Origin of the sequence: Streptomyces sp. NPDC048507, from assembly GCF_043199995.1 — a bacterium.
GTDB lineage: Bacteria > Actinomycetota > Actinomycetes > Streptomycetales > Streptomycetaceae > Streptomyces.
Genome location: NZ_JBICWZ010000006.1, coordinates 377,794 through 395,630, shown reverse-complemented (window position 1 = coordinate 395,630; position 17,837 = coordinate 377,794). Strand labels below are relative to the sequence as shown.

The window sequence follows — 17,837 nt, the reverse complement described above, 5'->3', positions numbered from 1 at the left end:
TACTCTCTCGCGCATGTCGTGGACCCGCAGGTTCCCTGCCGTGCCGGCGGCGCTCCTCGCCGCCCTGCTCGCCCTCCTGTCCCTCTTCGCCGCCGCGCCCGACGCCCGCGCGCACGAAGAGCGCCCCGTCACCCTCCCCGACGGCACCGGCTCCGTCCCCGCCTACCGCGCGACCGAGCCCGACCTGATCGTCTGCAAGACCGACCGGCCCGCCTTCGAGCGCCGGATCGCCGCCTTCCCGGAGGACCTGCGGACCCGCAACCTCGCCCTCTACGAACGCTGCGAGAAGTCCGGCTACCGCCACCTCCAGGAGGCCGTCGACGCCGTCGACCGACCAGGCATGAACATCGCGATCCTCCCCGGCCTCTACGAGGAGGAGCCCTCGCTCCCCAAGCCGACGGGCGAATGCGCGCAGCTGAAGGCCCCCAACTCCGCGCTGGGCTACCAGATCCTGTCCTACGAGCAGCAGGTGCGGTGCCGGCACAACCAGAACCTCGTCGCCATCCTCGGCAAGACCGGCCTCCAGATCGAAGGGACCGGCGCCGCCCGCACCGACGTCGTCATCGACGCCAAGTACCAGAAGCTCAACGCCATCCGCGCCGACCAGTCGGACGGCGTCTACTTCCGCAACTTCACCGCGCAGCGCACCACCTTCAACTCGCTGTACGTGCTGGCCGGCGACGGCTTCGTCATCGACGACGTGCTGACCCGCTGGAACGACGAGTACGGCTTCCTGACCTTCGCCAGCGACCACGGCCTGTACAAGAACTGCGAGTCGTACGGCAACGGCGACTCCGGCATCTACCCGGGCAGCGCCTCGAACATCAACGACGGGCGCGGCTACGACGTGCCCCGGTACTCCATCGAGATCACCGGCTGCCGCAGCCACCACAACATGGTCGGCTACTCGGGCACCGCCGGGGACTCGGTGTGGGTGCACGACAACGAGTTCGACCAGAACATGGGCGGCGCCTCGATGGACAGCGCCTTCCCCGGACACCCCGGCCTGCCGCAGAACCACGCCCGCTTCGAGCGGAACCTGATCCACGACAACAACGCCGACTACTACCACTACGTCGCCGACGGCACCTGTGCGAAGCCGCCCGTCGAACGCGGCTACGAGCAGGGGGTGGTCTGCCCGCAGATCTCGATGCCGCCGGGCACCGGCATCATCACCGCGGGCGGCAACTGGAACCTCTACGAGGACAACTGGGTGTACGGGCACCGGCGCGCGGGCTTCTTCCTCAGCGCGGTACCGGCCTTCATCCGCGGCGAGGAGAAGTGGTCCAAGCAGACCGACACCTCCCACCACAACCGGTACGCGGGCAACGTCCTCGGCAAGGACAGGACCGGTGCCTCCCGCCCCAACGGCACCGACGTGTGGTGGGACGGGCAGGGCCGGGGCAACTGCTGGCAGGACGGCCCCGACGGCTCCACCCCGGGCACCCTGCCGCAGTGCGGGGACGAGCGCGGGACGGTCAGCGGCGGCTCCGCCCGGCTGGTCGGCGAACCGCTGAAGCTCACGCAGCTGCTGGTCTGCGCCGACTACAACGTCCAGGCCCGCAAGCTCCCGGCCGGCTGCGACTGGTACGGGGCCCGCGGACTGGAGCGAGTGGAGACGCAGCTCGCCCTGGCGGTGGCGGCGGTGCTGCTGCTCGTCGGCGGGGTGCTGTGGTGGCGCCGCCTGCGCGGCTCACGGCTGGGCACGGCGGCGTCCGCGCTGGGGCTGGCCGGGCTGGCCCTGGACGTGGCGGGCTCCACCATGCCCCTCCAGGACACCTTCGTCCCCGCGCTGGCCCTCCTCCTGCTCGGCCTGTGGTGGACCGGCGCAGGGCTGGCCCTGCGGCCCGAACGCCCCTGGCTGGCGCGCCTGACCCTGCTCCTGGGGGCCCTGACCCTGCTGGACGCCTTCGACAAGGCCGTCCTGATGATCCCCTGGATCCCGCTGAGCCCGGCCTGGATACGGGCCCTGGTGGCGGTGGTGTGGGTGCTGTGGGCCGTCGTCGCCGCGGCCCGCCCCGGCCCGCCCGCCCCGGCCCGCCCCTCCGGCCCGGGCGACACCCCGTCGGGCGACCGGGTCCCCGTCCCCGCCGGCCCCGCCCCGGCCCTCAGCCGCCACGCCGACGACCCGAACCCCCGACCCACCCCCTAGGGGGTGTCCGACCCGCGCCGCCCGCCGCCGCACCGCAGCGGGCACCGCCCGGTGCCCGCGTCGCGGCGAGCGGCGGCCGGTACCACGGCCCGGCCTGCGGCGCCCGCGCCGCCGTGCCACCCACGAAGCCGAGCACCCTCGCGCCGCGCCCTCGCACCGAACCGCCCGCCACGACGAGCGGCCCCCCGCCCGAGCGCAAGCACGCCGGCCCGCCCCACCGGGGGCCGGCCGCCCGGCACGCGGGTCACGGGCCCCGGCGGGGGCACCGCAGGGCGCGGCCCGCTCCCACACCCCTCGGAGGACCGAAGTGAACGTCCCCGCACAGGACCGCATCCGGTGCGACGTCTGCCGGCCGCCCGGCTCCCGCCCCGAGCCCGGGGCGCCGTCCGGCTCCCCGGCCGGGCGGGGGCCGCGCCGACGGCCCGCCCGTACGGCGGCGCTCGTCGCCGTACTCCTGCTGCTCACAGGCGGCGCCGCCGGCGGCTGCGGCGGCAGGGCCACCACCCACCACAAGCCCGGTACCACCCACGAACAGGCATCCGGCAGCACCGGCACCCTGCTGGCCGCCCAGGACGGCGGCGGCCACCCCCTGCGCGAGGTCCCCGCAGACGGCGCGCCGCAGGTGAAGCTCGCCGCCCGCCCCGACTCCGAGGACGGCTGGAACCTCCAGCTGACCGTGACGAACTTCCGCTTCACCCCCGACAGCACCGGGGGCGCCGCCCTCCCGGGCGGCGGCCACGCCCACCTCGACCTCGACGGCCACAAACTGGCCCGGGTGTACGGCCCCTGGTTCCACCTGCCCGCCGCGCAGGTGCCCGAGGGCGCGCACACCCTGACCGTCCGCCTCTACGCCGACGACCACACAGCCTGGGCCGTCGCCGGGAAACCGGTCGAGGCGTCCGTCGCGCTGACCGGGGGTCCTCCGGGCCAGGAGTCCCACAGCCATCCCGCGGCCACCCCGACCGCCCCGTCGGCGCCCCCCGGAGCGCCGCAGGCCGACCGCACCGTCACCCTCGCCGTCCGGGACGGCAAGGTCGTCCCCGCGACCGGACGCACCGAGGTCAAGCGCGGCGAGCGCATCGCCCTGCGGGTCACGAGCGACCGCGCCGACACCCTGCACGTACACGGCTACGACAAGGAACTCGCCCTGCCCGCCGGCCAAGAGGCCACCCTGGTCCTGACCGCCGACCGCACGGGCCTCTTCGAGGTGGAGACCCACGCGTCCGGGCTCGTCCTGACCCAGCTCCTCGTCCGATGACCCCCGGCCCCGGGGCGGCGGCCCCGATGCCGGGATCGGTGCGGGGCCCGATGCCCGTGCCGATGGCGGAGTCCGTGCCGGGGGCGGGCCAGGGCGTGGTCCTTCACCCGGCCGACCCGTCGACCCTGCTCGCGCACGGAATCGGCTCCCAGCACGACCTGCCCATCTCTCCCTTCTACGCCTTCGCCGGAGCCTTCGCGGCCCTGTTCGTCTCCTTCCTCGCGCTCGGTCTCCTCTGGTCCTCCTCCCGCTTCCGCGGCAACCGCGCGGGCCTGCCCCTGCCCGCCGGGCTCCAGCGGGTGGCCGACGCGCCGGCCACCCGCACCGCCCTGCGCGGACTCGGTCTCGCCGCAGCCCTCACCGTGCTCCTCCACCTCCTGCTCGGTCCCGACGACCCCGGCCGCAACCCCGCTCCCGGCGCCGTCTACGTCCTCCTCTGGGTCGGACTCGTCCCCGCCTCCCTCCTCCTCGGCCCCGTCTGGCGCCTCCTCAACCCGCTGCGCACCCTGCACCGGCTGCTCTCCCGGGCCCGCCGCCACCCGCCCGCCGCAGGCCGGCCCCTGCCCGCCGGGATCGGCCTGTGGCCCGCCGCCGCCGGGCTGTTCGGCTTCACCTGGCTCGAACTCGTCTCGCCCGATCCCGCATCCACCACCACGCTCCTGATCGCCCTCACCGGATACACCGCCCTGCACCTGCTGCTCGCCGCCCGCTTCGGCGAGCGCTGGTTCACCGACGCCGACGCCTTCGAGGCCTATTCCGGCCTGCTGGCCCGGCTCTCCCCGCTCGGCCGCCGCGACGACGGCCTCCTGGTCCTGCGCAACCCCTTCCACGGACTCGACGCGACGCCCGAGCGGCCCGGACTCGTCGCCACCGTCTGCGTCCTGCTCGGCTCCACCGCCTACGACGGCTACTCCGACAACCCCGCCTGGATCAACACCGTCCAGACCTCCCCCCTCGGCCGCACCCCCGCGGCCACGCTCGGACTGCTCGTTTCCATCGCCCTCGTCGCCACCCTCTACTGCCTGTGCGCGGCAGCCACCCGCCTCGTCAGCGGACCGCACCCGCGCCCCCTGACGGCCTTCGCGCACTCACTCGTACCGATCGCCCTCGGCTATCTGATCGCCCACTACTTCTCCCTCCTGGTGACCGAAGGGCCACGCACAGTCATCATGGCACTCGGCACTGACAACGCCCCCGAGCCCAGTTCCCCCTTGGGTCCCGGGGGTTTGGCCGCCCTCCAGGTGATCGCCGTCGTCGGCGGCCACGTACTCGGAGTGATCGCCGCGCACGACCGCTCCGTGCGCCTCTTCCCGCCCGCCCGGGCCGTGGCCGGCCAGCTGCCGCTGCTCGCGCTGATGGTCACCTACACGATCGGCGGCCTCACCCTCCTGCTGAACTGACGCCCCGCCGCCGGAGCGCTGGACCCACACGTCTGGAGCGGCATGATGGACCCCGTGCCTCCCGCCCACCCCCTGCGACGGACCCCGGTCCAGCAGCGCAGCGCCGAACGCCTCGCCCGGATCCTCGACGCCTGCGCCGAACTCCTCGACGAGACCGGCTACGAGAACCTCAGCACCCGCGCCGTCGCCCTGCGCGCCGGAGTGCCCATCGGATCCGTCTACCGCTTCTTCGGCAACAAGCGGGCCATGGCCGTCGCGCTCGCCCACCGCAACCTCGACCGCTACGCCGACGGCATCCAGCGCCGGCTCACCGCCGTCCCGGCCACGCACTGGCGGCCCGTCGTGGACGCCATCCTGGACGAGTACCTGGCCATGAAGCGCAGCGTCCCCGGGTTCGCCCTCGTCGACTTCGGCGTGCCCGCGCCGCCCGCCGAGGGGCCGGCCTCCGACCCCAACCACCAGGTCGCCGAGCGCCTCACCGCGCTGATGTGCGGCCACCTCGGGCTGAGCCCCGACCCGACCCTCGAACGGGCGGTCCTGGTCTGCGTCGAGGCCACCGACGCGCTCGTCCAGCTGGCCTTCCGGTCCGATCCGGCCGGAGATCCCGGGATCGTCGTCGAAACGCGGGCCATGATGCACTCCTACCTGGCCCGCGTCCTGGACTGACGGCCCGCCCGTCCGCCCGGCCGTCCGATCGCTCGCCCGGCGGCCCGCCCGGCCGCCTTCCCGACCGTCCGCCCCGGGTGGCTCCCGCCGGCCCCCGGGCCGCCGCGTACGGTCCGGTCGCCCCCGGCCGGCGCCCGCCGCAGCCCCCTCCCGTACGTGCCTACCGGTCGGTATGCTCGGGGCGCCCGCCTGCCCGTGGCGTACGGCCGGGCCGTACCGGCCGCGCGTGCCGTGCGGCCGGACCGTACCGCCGGGGCCGTGCCGGGCCGCGCCCGTGCCGCCGCCAGCTGCCCCCGGAGGGCCCATGCCCCGCACCGCCCCGCGCATCTGCCCGCTCTGCGAAGCCACCTGCGGCCTCACCCTCACCATCGAGGGGACCACCGTCACCGGCGCCCGGGGCGACCGCGACGACGTCTTCAGCCGAGGCTTCGTCTGCCCCAAGGGAGCCGCCTTCGGGGCGCTCGACGCGGACCCCGACCGGCTGCGCACCCCGCTGGTCCGCCGCGCCGGACGACTGCGCGAGGCCACCTGGGAGGAGGCCTACGCCGCCATCGCCGCCACCGTCCCCGCCCTGGTCCGGGCGCACGGACCGCAGTCCGTCGGCGTGGTCCTCGGCAACCCGAACGTCCACACCATGGCCGGCGCCCTCTACCCGCCGCTGCTCGTCGGCGCCCTCGGCACCCGCAACCTCTTCACCGCCAGCACCCTCGACCAGATGCCCAAACACGTCTCCAGCGGGCTGCTCTTCGGCGACCCCTTCGCCATCCCGGTACCCGACCTCGACCACACCGACTTCCTGCTGCTGCTCGGCGCCAACCCGGTCGAGTCCAACGGCTCCCTGTGCACCGCCCCCGACTTCCCCGGCCGGCTGAGGGCGCTGCGGGCCCGCGGCGGCACCCTCGTGGTCGTCGACCCGCGGAGCACGCGCACCGCCCGGCTCGCCGACCGGCACCTCGCGCCCCGGCCCGGCAGCGACGCCCTGCTGCTCGCCGCGCTCGCGCACACCCTCCTCTCCGAGAAGCTCGCGGCCCCCGGCCGGCTCGCGGAACACACCGGGGGACTGGAGGAACTCGCCGACGCCCTCGCCCGTTTCACCCCTGAGGACGTCGCCCCCGCCTGCGACCTCACGGCCGCCGGGATCCGAGACCTCGCCCGCGATCTCGCCGCCGCGCCGACCGCCGCCGTCTACGGGCGGATCGGCAGCTGCACCGTCGAGTACGGCACGCTCGCCAGCTGGCTGGTCGACGTACTGAACATCCTCACCGGCAACCTCGACCGGCCGGGCGGAGCCCTCTTCCCGCTCGCGGCGGCCGGCCCGCGGCCCCGCCCCGCGGGTCCCGGCCGGGGTTTCGCGCTCGGCCGCTGGCGCAGCCGGGTCAGCGCCCACCCCGAGGCCAAGAGCGAACTGCCCATCGCCGCCCTGGCCGAAGAGATCGAAACCCCGGGGGAGGGGCGGATCCGCGCCCTCGTCGCCATCGCCGCCAACCCGGTGCTGTCCGCCCCCGACGGGCGTCGGCTCGACGCCGCCCTGGCCGGGCTCGACTTCATGGTCAGCGTCGACCCCTACCTGAACGAGACCTCCCGCCACGCCCACGTCGTCCTGCCGCCGCCGCCCCCGTCCCAGAGCGCCCACCACGACTTCGCCTTCAACGGCTTCGCCGTCCGCAACCAGGTGCGCTACACCCGCGCCGCCGTCCCCCTCGAAGCCGGGCGGCTCGACGAGTGCGAGATCCACGCCCGCCTCGTCCTGGCCGTCTCCGGCGCGGACGGCACAGCGGGGCCGTCCGCCGTCGACGAGCCGGCCATCCGGGCAGCCCTCGCCAAGGAGACCGCCGACCGGCGCTCCCCGCTGCACGGCGCGGACCCCGCCGCTCTCGCCGCGCGGCTCACCGGCGAGAACGGCCCGGAGCGCCGGCTCGACCTGATGCTCCGGCTCGGCCCGTACGGGGACCTGTTCGACCCCGCCGGGCAGCCGGCCGGGCTCAGCCTGGAGCGGCTCCTCTCCCACCCGCACGGCATCGACCTCGGCCCGCTGCGGCCGCGGCTCCCGGGCGTGCTCCGGACCCGCAGCGGCAGGATCGAGCTGCTGCCGGAGCCGATCGCGGCCGAGCTCCCCCGGCTGCGCGCGGCGCTCGCCGACCGCCCCGCCGCCCTGGTGCTCGTGGGCCGCCGCCACCTGCGGTCCAACAACAGCTGGCTGCACAACGTCCCGGCCCTCACCGGAGGTTCCAACCGCTGCACCCTCCAGGTCCATCCGCGCGACGCCGAGCGGCTCGGCCTCACCGACGGGGGCCGGGCCAGGGTCACCGCCGACGGCGGCAGCCTGGAGGTCCCTGTCGAGGTCACCGACTCCGTCCGCACCGGGGTGGTCAGCCTTCCGCACGGCTGGGGCCACGACCGTTCCGGCACCCGTCTCGCGGTGGCGGCCGCCGCGCCGGGGGTCAACGTCAACCAGCTCCTCGACGGGAGCCGACTCGACCCGCTCTCCGGCACGGCGGTGCTCAACGGCTTCCCCGTGGAGCTGGTACCCCTGCCCTGAGCTGGGGTTTTGCGCTTATTGCTCACGCGTTGGCATCTTGTTGGGGCCCTCGGGCGGCACCTACGTTCCCTGCATGCTGACCTTCCTCGGCTTCGCCATGATCGCCACCTTCCTGGTGCTGATCATGCTGAAGAAAATGTCGCCCATCGCGGCGCTCGTCCTGATCCCCGCGCTCTTCTGCGTGTTCGCCGGAAAGGGCGCGCACCTGGGGGACTACGTCATCGACGGCGTCGGCAAACTCGCACCGACCGCCGCCATGCTGATGTTCGCCATCGTCTACTTCGGCGTGATGATCGACGTCGGCCTGTTCGACCCGATCGTCCGGGGCATCCTGCGCTTCTGCAAGGCGGATCCGATGCGCGTCGTGGTGGGCACGGCCGTGCTGGCCGCGATCGTCTCGCTCGACGGGGACGGCTCGACCACCTTCATGATCACCGTCTCGGCCATGTACCCGCTCTACAAGCGTCTCGGCCTGAGCCTGGTGGTCATGACGGGCGTCGCGGCGACCGCCAACGGCGTGATGAACACCCTGCCCTGGGGCGGTCCCACGGCCCGCGCGGCGACCGCGCTCAAGGTGGACGCGGCCGACGTCTTCGTCCCGATGATCCCCGCCCTCGCGGCGGGGCTGCTGGCCGTCCTCGTGCTGGCGTACGTCCTGGGTCTGCGGGAGCGCCGCCGCGTCGGCTCGCTGGCCGTGCCCGGCTCCGGCGAGGGGGCGGCGGAGACAGCGGGGGCGGCGGCCGCCGTGGAGGCCGAGGAGGAGTCCCTGGTCACGGCCGGGCGGGGCGCCCGTTCCACAGCCGGCGCGGAAGCCGCGAAGGGGGCGGGCGCGGCCTCCGGCGGCGGACCGGCCGTGGGAGCCGGGCCGGCCGCCGCGCCGCGGGGCGAGGGGTTCCAGGGGCTCGACCCCGACCGGCCGACCCTGCGGCCCCGCCTCTACTGGTTCAACGCGGCCCTCACCGTCGCCCTGCTCACCGCGATGATCATGGAGCTGCTCCCGATCCCGGTCCTGTTCCTGCTCGGCGCGGCGCTCGCGCTCACCGTGAACTTCCCGCACATGCCCGACCAGAAGGCCCGGATCGCCGCGCACGCCGACAACGTCCTCAACGTCGCGGGCATGGTCTTCGCGGCCGCCGTCTTCACGGGCGTGCTCAGCGGTACGGGCATGGTCAAGCACATGGCGGACTGGCTGGTCGGCGCCATCCCCGAGGGCATGGGGCCGCACATGGCCCTCGTCACCGGGCTGCTCAGCCTGCCGCTGACCTACTTCATGTCCAACGACGGCTTCTACTTCGGCGTCCTGCCCGTCCTGGCCGAAGCGGGTGCCGCCCACGGGGTCTCCTCCCTGGAGATCGCCCGGGCCTCCCTGGTCGGGCAGGCCCTGCACATGTCGAGCCCGCTGGTTCCGGCCGTCTACGTCCTCGTCGGCATGGCCGGGGTCGAATTCGGCGACCACACCCGGTTCACCGTGAAATGGGCGGCCCTGACCTCCCTCGTGGTTCTGGCGGCGGGGATGCTTTTCGGCATCATCTGATCCCGGCGGCCCCTGGCGCCCGGAAAACTACCGGCGCTAGTTTGTAAGGTGTCGACGACGTCAGGTCCACGCGCTCGTACGTGCTCGGGAGGAATGCCATGAAGGCCCACGACGGGATGTACATCGGCGGGGAATGGCGGCCCGCCGCCGGAACCGACCGGATCGAGGTCGTCAACCCGGCCGACGAGCAGGTCATCGCCACCGTCCCGGCCGGCGGTGCCGAGGATGTGGACGCGGCCGTACGCGCGGCCCGCGCGGCCCTCCCCGGCTGGGCGGCCACCGCGCCGGCCGGGCGGGCCGCCCTGATCGGGGCGCTGCGCGACGTGCTGGCCGCCCGCAAGGGCGAGATCGCCGAGACCGTCACCGCCGAACTCGGTGCCACCCTCGGCTTCTCGGAGGCGGTCCACGTCGGGGCGCCGATCGCCGTGGCCTCCTCCTACGCCGAACTGGCCGCCTCGTACGCCTTCGAGGAGCGGATCGGGAACTCGACCGTGCTGATGGAGCCGGTCGGCGTGGTCGGGGCCATCACGCCCTGGAACTATCCCCTGCACCAGGTCGTTGCCAAGGTGGCACCCGCTCTCGCCGCCGGCTGCACCCTCGTCCTCAAGCCGGCCGAGGACACCCCGCTGACCGCACAGCTCTTCGCCGAAGCCGTGCACGAGGCGGGCATCCCGGCCGGAGTCTTCAACCTGGTGACCGGTACCGGACCGGTCGCCGGGCAGGCGCTGGCCGAGCACGAGGGAGTCGACCTCGTCTCCTTCACCGGCTCGACCGCCGTCGGCAAGAAGATCGGCGCCATCGCCGGAGCCGCCGTCAAGCGCGTCGCCCTCGAACTCGGCGGCAAGTCGGCGAACGTCATCCTGCCCGGCGCCGATCTGGCCAAGGCCGTCGCGGCGGGCGTCGCCGACGTCATGAGCAACTCCGGCCAGAGCTGCAACGCCCTCACCCGCATGCTCGTCCAGCGGGACCAGTACGAGGAGGCCGTGTCCCTCGCGGCAGCCGCCGTAGCCAAGTACCCCACCGGCGACCCCCGCGATCCGGCCACCCGCCTCGGTCCGGTGATCAACGCGAAGCAGCACGCCCGCGTGCGCGGGTACATCGCCAAGGGTGTCGAGGAGGGCGCGCGCCTCGTCGCCGGGGGCCCCGACGCACCTCACGAGCAGGGGTACTTCGTCACCCCGACCGTGTTCGCCGACGTCACCCCCGAGATGACCATCGCGCAGGAGGAGATCTTCGGCCCCGTGCTCGTGATCCTCCCGTACGAGGACGAGGAGGACGCCGTGCGCATCGCCAACGGCACCGTCTACGGCCTGGGCGGCGCCGTCTGGGCGGCGGACGCGGAGACGGCCGCGGCCTTCGCCCGCCGCATGGACACCGGCCAGGTGGACATCAACGGCGGCCGCTTCAACGTGCGCGCGCCCTTCGGCGGGTACAAGCAGTCGGGCGTGGGCCGCGAGCTGGGCCCGCACGGCCTGGGGGAGTACCTCCAGACCAAGTCCCTGCAGTTCTGACCGCCTCCTCCCCCCCCCGCAGCACCGACTGCACCCGACCGCACCCGACCGCACCGCGCAAGCGTCCGAAGACACGGAGACGACGACCATGGTCCGCGCCGCCATCCTGCCCGCCGTCGGAGCCCCGCTGGAGATCCGGGACATCGTGCTGCCCGAACCCGGCCCCGGGCAGGTCCGGGTGCGGCTCGCCGCAGCCGGCGTCTGCCACTCCGACCTCTCCCTCACCAACGGCACCATGCGGGTTCCCGTCCCCGCCGTCCTCGGCCACGAGGGCTCGGGGACGGTCCTCGCCGTCGGCGAGGGCGTCACCCACGTCGCCCCGGGCGACGGCGTGGTGCTCAACTGGGCGCCCTCCTGCGGGGAGTGCCACCACTGCGGGATCGGCGAGGTGTGGCTCTGCGCCAAGGCCCTGACCGGGGTGGGGGCGGTCCACGCCCATGACGCGGCCGGCACCGAGCTGCACCCCGGGCTCAACGTGGCCGCCTTCGCCGAGGAGACCGTCGTCGCGGCGAACTGCGTCCTGCCCGCGCCCGCCGGGATCCCGCTGCCGGAAGCCGCCCTCCTGGGCTGCGCGGTGCTCACCGGCTACGGCGCCGTCCACCACAGCGCCCAGGTCCGTCCGGGCGAGTCGGTGGCCGTGTTCGGGGCCGGCGGGGTCGGTCTGGCGGCGCTCCAAGCCGCCCGGATCGCCGAGGCGGGCCCGATCGTGGCCGTCGACGTCTCCCCGGCGAAGGAGGAGCTGGCCCGTGCGGCCGGGGCCACCCACTTCGTGCTCGCAGGCGACACCGCCGCCCAGCAGATCCGGGCGCTCACCGGCGGACGGGGCGCGGACGTGGCCGTCGAGTGCGCCGGCCGGGCCGCGAGCATCCGCGCGGCCTGGGACTCCACCCGCCGGGGCGGCCGCACCACGGTCGTCGGCATCGGCGGCAAGGACCAGCAGGTCACCTTCCACGCCCTGGAGATCTTCCACTTCGCCCGCACCCTCACCGGCTGCGTGTACGGCAACAGCGACCCGGCCCGCGACCTCCCGGTGATCGCCGAACACGTCCGGGCGGGCCGCCTCGACCTCGGCGCGCTCGTCACCGACCGCATCACCCTCGACGGCATCCCGGCCGCCTTCGACGCCATGCTCGCGGGCAAGGGCGGCCGCTCCCTGGTCGTCTTCGGAGCCTGACCCCGGACGGTTCGGGAGGTCAGGCGCGGGGCGCGCGCAGTGCCTCGTACTGGAGGGCCAGGCCGTCCAGGAGGGCGGTGAGGCCCGTCTCGAAGGCGCCCTCGTCGACCTCGCGGCCGCGTTCCGCCAGCAGGTGGGCGCGGCCCAGGTGGGGATAGTCCACCGGGTCGTACGCCGCTTCGTCGTCGACGAAGCCGCCCGCGAAGGAGGCCACCGCCGAGCCCAGGATGAAGTACCGCATCAGGGCGCCGATGCGCGTCGCGTGGGCCGGGGGCCAGCCCGCCGCCGTCATCGCCCCGAACACGGCGTCCGCCAGCCGGAGTCCGGCGGGCCGCCGGCCGGGCCCCCGGGCCAGCACCGGCACGATGTTCGGATGGTCCGACAGGGCGTCCCGGTAGGAGTGCGCCCAGGCGTGCAGTGCCGACCGCCAGTCGCCGGAGCCCCCGCCCGCTGCGACGCCGCCCGTCCCGCCGCGGTCGCCGCTCCCGTCGTGGCCCTCGAACATCGACAGGTCGACCCGGGCGCTCACCGCGTCCGCCACCGCCTCCAGGATCGCGTCCTTGGTCCGGAAGTGGTTGTAGAGCGACGGCCCGCTGACCCCGAGGGCGGCGGCCAGCCGCCGCGTCGAGACGGCCTCCAGCCCCTCCGCGTCCACCAGGGCCCCGGCGGCCTCGACGATGCGGTCTCTGCTGAGGAGGGGCTTGCGCGGTCTGGCCATGCGCCACATAGTAGGCCCCGACCGCCATAAACTACCGCTGCTAGTTAAACGCTGCCGACCGTACCGACCCGTACCGACCCGGAGGCCCCGTGAACCTGGAGCTCAGCGAGGAGCAGGAGGCCGTACGGGCCCTCGCCCGCGCGTTCACCGACCGCGAGATCGCCCCGTACGCAGCCGACTGGGACCGCGCCGAGAGCGTCGACCGGTCCCTCGTGAAGAAGCTCGGCGACGTGGGCTTCCTCGGCCTCACCGTCCCCGAGGAGTACGGCGGCTCCGGCGGCGACCACCTCTCCTACGTGCTCGTCACCGAAGAGCTGGGCCGCGGCGACTCCGCCGTGCGCGGCATCGTCTCCGTCTCCCTCGGCCTGGTCGCCAAGACCGTCGCCGCCTGGGGCACCGAGGAGCAGAAGCGCCACTGGCTGCCCCGGCTGTGCTCCGGCGAGGCGCTCGGCTGCTTCGGCCTGACCGAGCCCGGCACCGGCTCCGACGCGGCGGCCCTCACCACGCGCGCCGTGCGCGAGGGGGACGCGTACGTCATCAGCGGCAGCAAGATGTTCATCACCAACGGCACCTGGGCCGACGTCGTCCTCCTCTTCGCCCGCACCGGCGGTGAGCCCGGCCACCGCGGGATCTCCGCCTTCCTCGTGCCCGCGGACACCCCCGGCCTGACCCGCCGCGAGGTGCGCGGCAAGCTCGGCCTGCGCGGTCAGGCCACCGCCGAACTCGCCCTCGACGGCGTGCGCGTGCCCGCCTCCGCCCTCCTCGGCCCCGAGGGCAAGGGCTTCTCCGTGGCCATGTCGGCGCTGGCCAAGGGCCGGATGTCGGTGGCCGCGGGCTGCGTCGGCATCGCCCAGGCGGCGCTGGACGCCGCCGTCTCGTACGCGGCGCGGCGCGAGCAGTTCGGCAAGCCGATCGCCCACCACCAGCTGGTCCAGGAGCTGATCGCCGACATCTCCGTCGACGTGGACGCGGCCCGGCTGCTGACCTGGCGCGTGGCCGACCTCATCGACCGCGGCCGCCCCTTCGCCACCGAGTCCTCCACCGCCAAGCTCTTCGCCTCCGAGGCGGCGGTGCGCGCCGCGAGCAACGCCCTCCAGGTGCACGGCGGGTACGGGTACATCGACGAGTACCCGGCCGGGAAGCTGCTGCGCGACGCCCGCGTGATGACCCTCTACGAGGGCACCAGCCAGATCCAGAAGCTCCTGATCGGCCGCGCCCGCACCGGCGTCTCCGCGTTCTGACGCACGGCCCGGGCCGCACGGCTGAGTACCGGGCTGAGTACGCGCGCCCATACGGGCGGCGCGCCCCGGCCCGATGCTGGGGTCATGAACGAGACACCGGTCAAGCAGCAGAACACGGCGGCCTACCACGCCCAGGCCGTCGCCGCCTTCGCCATCGCGCTGGCCGCCGTGGCCATCGGGATCTACAACCTGAGGGTGGACGGCTGGGTCCGGGCCTTCCTCGGCATCGCCGTCCTCTACCTCACCACCTCGGCCTTCACCCTGGCCAAGGTGGTGCGCGACCGGCAGGAGGGCGGCCTCGCGGCCCGTCCGCGCTAAGCGCTTGCTCACCCTCCGGTAGGCTGTCGCTTCCTGTCACGGCGAAGAGGGTGAGCGAGCGATGGACGGCGCGGCGCAGACCGACGGCTACCAGCCGTGGTCCGAGGTCACTCCCGACGCCGCGCGGCGGCTGCTCGTCGCCGCCGTCGACGCCTTCGCGGAGCGCGGCTACCACGCGACCACCACCCGTGACATCGCCGGCCGCGCCGGCATGAGCCCGGCCGCGCTCTACATCCACTACAAGACCAAGGAAGAGCTGCTCCACCGGATCAGCCGCATCGGTCACGACAAGGCGCTGGAGCTCCTGGAGACGGCGGCCGCCGGACCGGGGGCCGCCGCCGAGCGGCTCGACGCGGCCGTCCGGTCCTTCGTGGGCTGGCACGCCGCGCACCACACCACCGCGCGCGTGGTCCAGTACGAGCTCGACGCGCTCGCGCCCGAGCACCGGGGCGAGATCGTGGCCCTGCGCCGCCAGAGCGACGCGGCCGTGCGCCGCATCATCGCCGAGGGCGTCCGGGCGGGGGAGTTCGACGTCCCCGACGTCCCCGGAACCACCCTCGCGGTGCTGTCCCTGTGCATCGACGTGGCCCGCTGGTTCAGCGCCGCCGGGCCGCGCACGCCCGACGAGGTCGGCACCCTGTACGCCGGCCTCGTGCTCCGCATGGTCGGCGCGCGCCCGCTCCGGTAGGCGGCGCCCGGAAAGGCCCGGGCGCCGGGGCCCCGGCCCGGGACGCGGACGCGGTGGCGGGGCCTGCCGGGAGATCAGAAGTAGTAGCGCGACAGCGACTGCGCCACGCACACCGGCTTCTCGCCGCCCTCGCGCTCGACGGTCACGGTCGCCGCGACCTGCACGCCCTCGCCCGCGTCGGTGACCGCCGTGATCACGGCGGTGGCGCGCAGCCTGGAGCCGACCGGCACCGGGGCCGGGAAGCGCACGTTGTCCACGCCGTAGTTGATGCCCATCCGCATGCCTTCGACCCGCATGATCTGCGGGACCAGGCTCGGGAGCAGCGACAGGGTCAGGTAGCCGTGCGCGATGGTGGAACCGAAGGGGCCGTCGGCCGCCCGCTCGGGGTCGATGTGGATCCACTGGTGGTCGCCGGTCGCGTCCGCGAAGAGATCGATCCGCTTCTGGTCCACCTCCAGCCACTCGCTCGGGCCGAGCGGCTCGCCGATGCCGGCGCGCAGTTCTCCGGCGGAGGTGAAGATCCTCGGTTCGGCCATGCTCTGCCCCTGTCTTCCGCTGACGAATAAGCGTTTGCTCAGCATGCTGGGGCCCGCATGCGTCTGTCAACGCACCTCCGACTAGGCTCGGCCGCGTGCCGCAGATTCCCGAGAACGTTCACGAACTCACGGTCGGTCAGCTCTCCGCGCGCAGCGGGGCAGCCGTCTCCGCGCTCCACTTCTACGAGGCCAAGGGCCTGATCAGCAGCCGTCGCACCTCCGGCAACCAGCGCCGCTACACCCGAGAGGCGCTGCGCAGGGTGGCCTTCGTGCGCGCCGCGCAGCGCGTGGGCATCCCGCTCGCGGACGTCCGCGACGCCCTGGCCGAGCTGCCCGAGGAACGCACCCCGACGCGTGAGGACTGGGCGCGGCTGTCGGAGAACTGGCGCGCCGAACTCGACGACCGGATCCGGCGGCTCACCGATCTGCGCGACCGGCTGTCGGACTGCATCGGCTGCGGCTGCCTCTCGCTCAAGAAGTGCGCCCTGTCCAACCCGGACGACGTCTTCGGTACGCGCCTCAGCGGCTCACGGCTGTCGTAACGGCGGCGGCCCCGGCCCCGCGGTCCAGCAACGCCCGGGCGGCCGAGACCAGTTCCGCATTGGAGCGGGCCGGCCGCCCGTCGGGCAGCAGCAGTACGTCCCCCACCCCGGTCCGCGCGGCCGCACCGCACCGCGCGGCCAGCCGCAGCACCGGCCAGGCGGCCGTGTCCCGCCCGTACAGCAGCACCGGCACCGGCGGCAGCCAGCGCAGCCCCGCCACCAGCGCGGGGTCCGCCCGCGCCAGCTCCACCACCAGCCGGACCCGGCCGTGATCCGGCGCGGCCCACTCCAGGAACCGGGCCAGCGGCTCCGGGCCGGCCCCGCCGCCCAGCGGGACCACGGCGTCCACGGCCACCCCGCGCTCCAGCAGGGCCCGGGCCAGCCGCCGGGCCCCCGCCTGCGCGAACGGCACCACGGCCCGGTCCGGCAGCACCGTCCAGGACCGCACCCGCTCCAGCCGCTCCCCGGGATCCGGCTCGGGGCCGACCCCCGCCGGAACCGAGAGGGGTACGCGGACCCCCGTGCCGCGCAACTCCTCCAGCAGCGGCCCCACCACCCGGGGCGAGAGGCTCTCGCGCCCGCACGGGGTCCGCGGGTGCACCAGTACCTCCCCGGCCCCGGCGGCGACGGCCGCCAGCGCCGACTCCGCCAGGTCCCGGGGGGACATCGGCACCGCGCCGCCCTCGGCACCGCCGCGCGCACCGTTCAGCGCCACCTGGAGCACGGGCCCCTGACCGCCCCGGCCGCCCGCCTCCCGGGGCCGCCCCACGCCGCCCGTGCCCGTACCGTCCGCGCCGGGACCGGTCACGCCGCGCCCGCCGACGCCGTGTGCGCCGACGCCGGATGGGCCGGGTGGATCACTCCGGGGCGCACCACCGTCGGGTGCGCCAGTACGGCGTCCGCCAGCACGTCGTCCGCCAGCGCCGGTCTCGGCACCACGATCCCGCAGCCCCCGCACACCGGCCCGTCCCACGCCCACGCCCCGGCCCACGCCCCGTGCACCGACAGGGCGGTCGACCACCGCAGTTCCTGCTCACCGCAGACCGGGCAGGCCGTGCCCGGCTCCGATTCCAGCGCCGTCACCAGCCGCCGCAGCACCTCGCCCAGCGAACCCTCCGGCCGCACCCCCGGATCGGCACACCGCACGACGGCGTCCCCGCTGCCGCCCCAGGCCCACTCCGGGCGCCGGACGCCGTCGTGCTTCTCGCGTCTGCGCCGCGCCGCGAACTGCCGCTCGTACTCCAGCCAGACCGCGCGGGCGTCCTCCAGCTCCTCCAGCGCCGCGACCAGCCGCAGCGGATCCGCGCCCCGGTCCTCGGGGGCGATCCCGTACCGGTCGCACAGGTGCCACCACGTCGCCCGGTGCCCGTAGGGGGCGAACCGTTCCAGGCAGCGGCGCAGCGAATGGCGCCGCAGCGCCCGGTCGTTGCGCGCGTCACGCACCTGGTAGGCCAGACTCCGAAATCCCGCCATCGCACCTTCACCTCCGCCGCCGTGCCCCCGCCCACACCTGTGTTCGCACTACTCCGTGGAACGAAGCAGCCCGCCCTGACGTGCCCA

The 17,837-nt window shown here is 74.7% G+C and carries 15 protein-coding genes and 1 pseudogene; 12 read left to right on the top strand and 4 right to left on the bottom strand.

Going from position 1 to position 17,837, the window contains the following annotated elements; genetic code table 11:
* The first annotated feature begins 13 nt into the window (after positions 1 to 13).
* The 8 genes from ACGFXC_RS19790 (at position 14) to ACGFXC_RS19755 (ending at position 12,234) form a co-directional block, all read left to right on the top strand.
* The gene (locus tag ACGFXC_RS19790) at positions 14 to 2,152 is read left to right on the top strand and encodes a right-handed parallel beta-helix repeat-containing protein (RefSeq protein WP_393714432.1); all 2,139 of its coding nucleotides are present in this window, start codon (positions 14 to 16) and stop codon (positions 2,150 to 2,152) included.
* Positions 2,153 to 2,606: 454 nt separating this feature from the next.
* Positions 2,607 to 3,410 (top strand): hypothetical protein, encoded by an 804-nt coding sequence (locus ACGFXC_RS19785; protein ID WP_393714595.1) that lies wholly within the window; start codon positions 2,607 to 2,609, stop codon positions 3,408 to 3,410.
* A 62-nt stretch (positions 3,411 to 3,472) separates the two neighbouring features.
* Positions 3,473 to 4,810 (top strand): hypothetical protein, encoded by a 1,338-nt coding sequence (locus ACGFXC_RS19780; RefSeq protein ID WP_393714431.1) that lies wholly within the window; start codon positions 3,473 to 3,475, stop codon positions 4,808 to 4,810.
* Between the two features lie 45 nt (positions 4,811 to 4,855).
* The gene (locus ACGFXC_RS19775) at positions 4,856 to 5,476 is read left to right on the top strand and encodes a TetR/AcrR family transcriptional regulator (RefSeq protein WP_393714429.1); all 621 of its coding nucleotides are present in this window, start codon (positions 4,856 to 4,858) and stop codon (positions 5,474 to 5,476) included.
* A 304-nt stretch (positions 5,477 to 5,780) separates the two neighbouring features.
* Positions 5,781 to 8,015, top strand: coding sequence for a molybdopterin-dependent oxidoreductase (locus ACGFXC_RS19770; RefSeq protein ID WP_393714427.1), 2,235 nt, complete (start codon positions 5,781 to 5,783; stop codon positions 8,013 to 8,015).
* Positions 8,016 to 8,088: 73 nt separating this feature from the next.
* A complete protein-coding gene (locus ACGFXC_RS19765) occupies positions 8,089 to 9,549 on the top strand; it encodes a CitMHS family transporter (RefSeq protein ID WP_393714425.1) in 1,461 nt (486 codons plus the stop codon).
* 98 nt (positions 9,550 to 9,647) lie between these two features.
* Positions 9,648 to 11,060: an aldehyde dehydrogenase family protein gene (locus ACGFXC_RS19760; protein ID WP_393714423.1), complete on the top strand. Its 1,413-nt coding sequence runs from the start codon at positions 9,648 to 9,650 to the stop codon at positions 11,058 to 11,060.
* Between the two features lie 88 nt (positions 11,061 to 11,148).
* Positions 11,149 to 12,234, top strand: coding sequence for a Zn-dependent alcohol dehydrogenase (locus tag ACGFXC_RS19755; protein WP_393714421.1), 1,086 nt, complete (start codon positions 11,149 to 11,151; stop codon positions 12,232 to 12,234).
* Positions 12,235 to 12,253: 19 nt separating this feature from the next.
* Here the strand turns inward: ACGFXC_RS19755 and ACGFXC_RS19750 are convergent, their stop codons facing one another.
* Positions 12,254 to 12,952 carry a TetR/AcrR family transcriptional regulator gene (locus ACGFXC_RS19750; protein WP_393714419.1) on the bottom strand — a complete coding sequence of 233 codons (699 nt, stop codon included), beginning with the start codon at positions 12,950 to 12,952 and terminating at the stop codon, positions 12,254 to 12,256.
* 89 nt (positions 12,953 to 13,041) lie between these two features.
* Between ACGFXC_RS19750 and ACGFXC_RS19745 the strand changes: the two genes are divergently transcribed.
* The 3 genes and pseudogenes from ACGFXC_RS19745 to ACGFXC_RS19735 all read left to right on the top strand — a co-directional run bounded on the left by ACGFXC_RS19745 (position 13,042) and on the right by ACGFXC_RS19735 (position 15,199).
* Positions 13,042 to 14,193 (top strand): acyl-CoA dehydrogenase family protein, encoded by a 1,152-nt coding sequence (locus tag ACGFXC_RS19745; RefSeq protein WP_393714417.1) that lies wholly within the window; start codon positions 13,042 to 13,044, stop codon positions 14,191 to 14,193.
* Between the two features lie 84 nt (positions 14,194 to 14,277).
* A pseudogene (locus tag ACGFXC_RS19740) lies at positions 14,278 to 14,490 on the top strand (YiaA/YiaB family inner membrane protein); the annotation flags it as partial.
* An 82-nt stretch (positions 14,491 to 14,572) separates the two neighbouring features.
* On the top strand, positions 14,573 to 15,199 hold the full coding sequence (locus tag ACGFXC_RS19735; RefSeq protein WP_393714415.1) for a TetR/AcrR family transcriptional regulator: 627 nt from the start codon (positions 14,573 to 14,575) through the stop codon (positions 15,197 to 15,199).
* Between the two features lie 74 nt (positions 15,200 to 15,273).
* Here ACGFXC_RS19735 and ACGFXC_RS19730 read toward each other — a convergent pair whose 3' ends face one another.
* Complete coding sequence (locus tag ACGFXC_RS19730) at positions 15,274 to 15,735, bottom strand: MaoC family dehydratase (protein ID WP_393714413.1); 462 nt, start codon at positions 15,733 to 15,735, stop codon at positions 15,274 to 15,276.
* A 95-nt stretch (positions 15,736 to 15,830) separates the two neighbouring features.
* Between ACGFXC_RS19730 and soxR the strand changes: the two genes are divergently transcribed.
* Complete coding sequence (gene soxR, locus ACGFXC_RS19725) at positions 15,831 to 16,277, top strand: redox-sensitive transcriptional activator SoxR (RefSeq protein WP_393714411.1); 447 nt, start codon at positions 15,831 to 15,833, stop codon at positions 16,275 to 16,277.
* Here soxR and ACGFXC_RS19720 read toward each other — a convergent pair.
* Both ACGFXC_RS19720 and ACGFXC_RS19715 read right to left on the bottom strand, forming a co-directional pair.
* Positions 16,255 to 17,085: a 3-keto-5-aminohexanoate cleavage protein gene (locus ACGFXC_RS19720; protein ID WP_393714409.1), complete on the bottom strand. Its 831-nt coding sequence runs from the start codon at positions 17,083 to 17,085 to the stop codon at positions 16,255 to 16,257. The genes soxR and ACGFXC_RS19720 overlap by 23 nt on opposite strands.
* Entirely contained in the window at positions 17,082 to 17,750 is a 669-nt protein-coding gene (locus ACGFXC_RS19715) for a hypothetical protein (RefSeq protein ID WP_393714407.1), read from the bottom strand. The genes ACGFXC_RS19720 and ACGFXC_RS19715 overlap by 4 nt, the downstream gene beginning before the upstream one ends.
* Positions 17,751 to 17,837: the final 87 nt, after the last annotated feature.

What these genes read in the sequence shown, in the direction of transcription:
- ACGFXC_RS19790 (WP_393714432.1), top strand. Translation starts at nt 14, where the DNA reads ATGTCGTGGACCCGCAGGTTCCCTGCCGTGCCGGCGGCGCTCCTCGCC.
- ACGFXC_RS19780 (WP_393714431.1), top strand. Translation starts at nt 3,473, where the DNA reads ATGGCGGAGTCCGTGCCGGGGGCGGGCCAGGGCGTGGTCCTTCACCCG.
- ACGFXC_RS19775 (WP_393714429.1), top strand. Translation starts at nt 4,856, where the DNA reads ATGGACCCCGTGCCTCCCGCCCACCCCCTGCGACGGACCCCGGTCCAG.
- ACGFXC_RS19770 (WP_393714427.1), top strand. Translation starts at nt 5,781, where the DNA reads ATGCCCCGCACCGCCCCGCGCATCTGCCCGCTCTGCGAAGCCACCTGC.
- ACGFXC_RS19765 (WP_393714425.1), top strand. Translation starts at nt 8,089, where the DNA reads ATGCTGACCTTCCTCGGCTTCGCCATGATCGCCACCTTCCTGGTGCTG.
- ACGFXC_RS19760 (WP_393714423.1), top strand. Translation starts at nt 9,648, where the DNA reads ATGAAGGCCCACGACGGGATGTACATCGGCGGGGAATGGCGGCCCGCC.
- ACGFXC_RS19755 (WP_393714421.1), top strand. Translation starts at nt 11,149, where the DNA reads ATGGTCCGCGCCGCCATCCTGCCCGCCGTCGGAGCCCCGCTGGAGATC.
- ACGFXC_RS19750 (WP_393714419.1), bottom strand. Translation starts at nt 12,952, where the DNA reads ATGGCCAGACCGCGCAAGCCCCTCCTCAGCAGAGACCGCATCGTCGAG.
- ACGFXC_RS19735 (WP_393714415.1), top strand. Translation starts at nt 14,573, where the DNA reads ATGGACGGCGCGGCGCAGACCGACGGCTACCAGCCGTGGTCCGAGGTC.
- ACGFXC_RS19730 (WP_393714413.1), bottom strand. Translation starts at nt 15,735, where the DNA reads ATGGCCGAACCGAGGATCTTCACCTCCGCCGGAGAACTGCGCGCCGGC.
- ACGFXC_RS19715 (WP_393714407.1), bottom strand. Translation starts at nt 17,750, where the DNA reads ATGGCGGGATTTCGGAGTCTGGCCTACCAGGTGCGTGACGCGCGCAAC.